Consider the following 3,788-nt stretch of genomic DNA (forward strand, 5'->3'; position numbering starts at 1 on the left):
TTAATCCATAAGGATTTTGGGATTCAGTAAAGACCTATTATAGTAAATTTTTAAGGAGGTAGTCTTTTTGGGAAATGACACTAAATGACCAGAAAGGAGGTGCTCATCGGACAGGTTCTTTTTGGCGGATAAGCAGTCACAAAAAATTTAACAAAAAATTTAAGGAGATGATCTTGTGAACGGTATTACTGAAAGAGTCCATCGGTTGCGAGAAAAGTATTTAGCTACCCCACCGTCGTTGGATGCAGAGCGGGCCGTGATTATTACCAGATCGTACCAGGAGACGGAAGGGGAGCCCATGATCATGAGAAGGGCCAAAGCTATGAAAAAGCTGTTAAATGAAATGACCATCTGGATTGCTGATGATGAACTGATCGTTGGCAACCAGGCTAAAGTAGCTAGGGCTGCGCCGGTCTTCCCTGAGTTCTCTTATGACTGGATTATTGAAGAGATGGACAATGAACCTTTTGAAGAAAGAACCGTAGACAGGTTTTTAATCGATGAGGAGACCAAAAAAACACTCAGAGGTCTTTATGAATATTGGAAGGGTAAAAAAGTTAATGATTTAGTTTTGAATATGCTGCCCGAAGAATCCAAGAAAGCAATAGTGACTTCCGGAGTGTTTACCTTCGGTTTTCCGGAAGTTGCTATCGCGGGTGTGGGTCATTACATCCCGAATTATAAAACCATTCTGGAAAAAGGGTTTTCAGGGGTTAAAAAAGATGCCCTCAAGCAGCTTGAACAGCTTGGTATACCCAGGGATGGCCGGGACATTGAAAAATATCATTTCTGGAATGCGATAATTATGGTTTGTGATGCTGTGGCAGATTTTGCGAAAAGGTACGCTAATCTGGCACGGGAATTAGCGGATAAAGAAACTAATAAAACTAGAAAAATTGAGCTGTTGCAAATAGCCAGTAACTGTGACTGGGTTCCTGAAAACCCGGCCAGGACATTCTGGGAAGCATGCCAGTCATTTTGGTTCCTGCAATTGGTTCTCCAGCTTGAATCCAGCGGACACTCAATTTCGCCAGGAAGATTCGACCAGTACATGTACCCCTACTATCAAAAAGATATAGCTGCGGGAAATATTACTAAAGATGGTGCCCAAGAACTGATCGAATGTTTGTGGATTAAACTTGCGGAGATTAACAAAATTCGCCCAATTGGCATTACCAAAACCGGTGCCGGATATCCAATGTTCCAGAATGTCTGTGTAGGAGGCCAGACCCGGGATGGCCGGGATGCAACAAATGAACTCTCCTATATGTGCCTGGATGCAACAATGAATGTCAAGCTGCATCAGCCCTCAATTTCAGTCAGAATCTGGAATGGCACACCGGACGAGTTATGGTATAAAGCGATCCAAGTCAAGAAACAGGGACTGGGGATGCCGGCTTTTTTCAACGATGAAGTGATCATTCCGGCGTTATTAAACAGGGGCAGAGAGTTAGAGGACGCGCGTGATTACGCCATAGTTGGGTGTGTTGAGCCCGCTTGTCAGGGAAATGAGTACGGGTGGACCGGTGGCACGGGCGACGCGCCATTTTTCAGTTTGCCCGCATGTTTGGAACTGGCGATCAATGATGGTGTAAACATGCTCACTGGAGCCAAGGCAGGGCCTGCGACCGGGGATCTGGCAAGCTTTAGCTCGTTTGATGAGGTTAAAGAAGCTTATGTTAAGCAAGTCCAATACTTTGTGGATCATTTTGCGGTAATCACAAATGTTGTTGATCTGGCACATATGCAACTAGTTCCGCTGCCGGTTCTTTCCTGTGCCATGGAACCTTGCGTGGAAAAGGGTGTGGATGTAAGCGCCGGTGGTGCCAAATATAATTCCACGGGCACTGCGGGAGTGGGTGTCAGCAACGTAGCAGATGCATTATCTGCAATCAAGAAGTTTGTGTTTGACGAAAAGAAATATAGTGGTGCTGAACTTTTAAGCGCTTTAAGGTCGAATTGGGAAGGACAGGAGGCTTTACGCAACGAGATTATAACTAGTGCTCCCAGTTACGGCAATAATGACGCTTATGTCGATGATTTGGCCAGGTGGGCGGCAGGCGTTTATTGTAAACTCACGGAAGAATGTTCAGGGCCAAGGGGACCATACAGTCCCGGACTCTATCCGGTATCTGCCCATGTTCCCATGGGTTATTGGCGGGCAGCCTCTTTAGATGGAAGAAGGGCTGGTGAACCGCTGGCTGACGGGATTTCTCCCGTTCACGGCAAAGATAAAAACGGCCCGACAGCTGTACTCAATTCTGCTGCAGCTTTGGACCATCTCATTTGCTCCAACGGCACCTTGCTGAATCTAAAGTTCCACCCAACTGCAGTCGAAGGCGACAGCGGTACAAGAAATCTAATATCAGCAATTAAGACTTTCTTTGACAATAAGGGACTGCACCTCCAGTTCAACGTTGTTAGCTCAAAAACACTGCGTGATGCGCAGAAGAACCCGGATAAATACAGGGGATTAGTGGTACGGGTAGCGGGTTATAGCGCCCTCTTTGTAGGATTGGACCCGGCGATCCAGGAAGATATCATAGAAAGAACCGAGTATACTGAACTGGTTTAAACAATTTCTATGTGAGGCAAACATGGCGCTGGTACGCGAGCCAAGCGCACCTTGCAATTGCAAGTCAGTACACTGAGAATGGGGCTCTCAGTGTACTGACAAGCCTTATATTATCCTTCTTCCAGGGAGAATTCGCCTGATAATGAGGGGAGGCAATTTTATGGACAACGAGAAAATAGGAAAAATTATTGATATCCAAAGATACACGGTGCATGACGGACCCGGGATTAGAACAGGGGTTTTCTTAAAAGGATGCCCCCTGAGGTGTCTATGGTGTCACAGCCCGGAGTCACAGGCCCTTGAAGATGAAATCGCCTGGTTTGAAATAAAATGCATAGGTCTGGCTAATTGTGGAAGGTGTCTGCAGGTTTGTCCAACCGGAGCTTTGACAAAAGGGCCTAAGATTTTTTCAAAATTTGAAAAAAAAGAAATTCAGGTTATTGATTTTAATAGAAACAAATGCAACAAATGTGGTTTATGTACCCAGGTCTGCCCATCAAAAGCGTTGTACTTAACCGGAAAAGATATCAGTGTTGATGAGATTATGGAAATAATAGAAAAGGACAGATTATTCTACCGGTGCTCAAATGGAGGGGTTACAGTATCCGGTGGTGAACCGATGGTACAGTACAAGTTTGTCAAAGAGTTATTAAAGGAATGTAAAAGCAGGAGATTGCATGTATGTCTGGATACGAGCGGATACGCGAAATGGGAGCATTACAAAGAGGTCCTGGAGTATGTGGATCTAGTTCTTTATGATTTAAAGCATATGGACACATTGCAATCACAGAGATTAATCGGCGCGCCAAATGAGCTGATCCTGGAAAATGCCAAAAAAATGGCAAAGGCTGGCGTCGCTATGCAAATCAGAATTCCTGTAATTCCTGGTTATAACGATTCAGAGGAAAATATTCGAGCGACAAGCCGATTTTGCTCAAGTTTAGGATCAGTAGTAAAACTGGTTCAGCTTCTTCCGTACCATCGATTGGGTTCCAGCAAGTATGTCAGACTTGGGAAAAAATATGATTTGGAGGATCTTAAACCACCCAGCAGGGAACATATGAATTTATGTAAAGAGATTATTGAATCTTACGGGCTGGAGGTAATAATAGGCTAAAACTAAGTGTTCTGTTTTCAAAGAGTTAGGCTGTTCAAATAGTAAATTTATAGTAAATTTAGGTGATTGCAAAATGAGATAAATATTAGAGTAAAA

2 protein-coding genes are annotated in these 3,788 nt (G+C 44.2%); both read left to right on the top strand.

Features of this window, described 5'->3' with window-relative positions; genetic code table 11:
- Nucleotides 1-175: 175 nt before the first annotated feature.
- Nucleotides 176-2,575 (top strand): glycyl radical protein, encoded by a 2,400-nt coding sequence (locus tag M663_RS0100430; RefSeq protein WP_029687559.1) that lies wholly within the window; start codon nt 176-178, stop codon nt 2,573-2,575.
- A 160-nt stretch (nt 2,576-2,735) separates the two neighbouring features.
- Nucleotides 2,736-3,692 (top strand): glycyl-radical enzyme activating protein, encoded by a 957-nt coding sequence (locus M663_RS0100435; RefSeq protein ID WP_029687560.1) that lies wholly within the window; start codon nt 2,736-2,738, stop codon nt 3,690-3,692.
- Nucleotides 3,693-3,788: the final 96 nt, after the last annotated feature.

Origin of the sequence: Thermoanaerobacter sp. A7A (assembly GCF_000445185.1) — a bacterium.
In the GTDB taxonomy this organism is placed as follows: Bacteria; Bacillota; Thermoanaerobacteria; order Thermoanaerobacterales; family Thermoanaerobacteraceae; genus Thermoanaerobacter.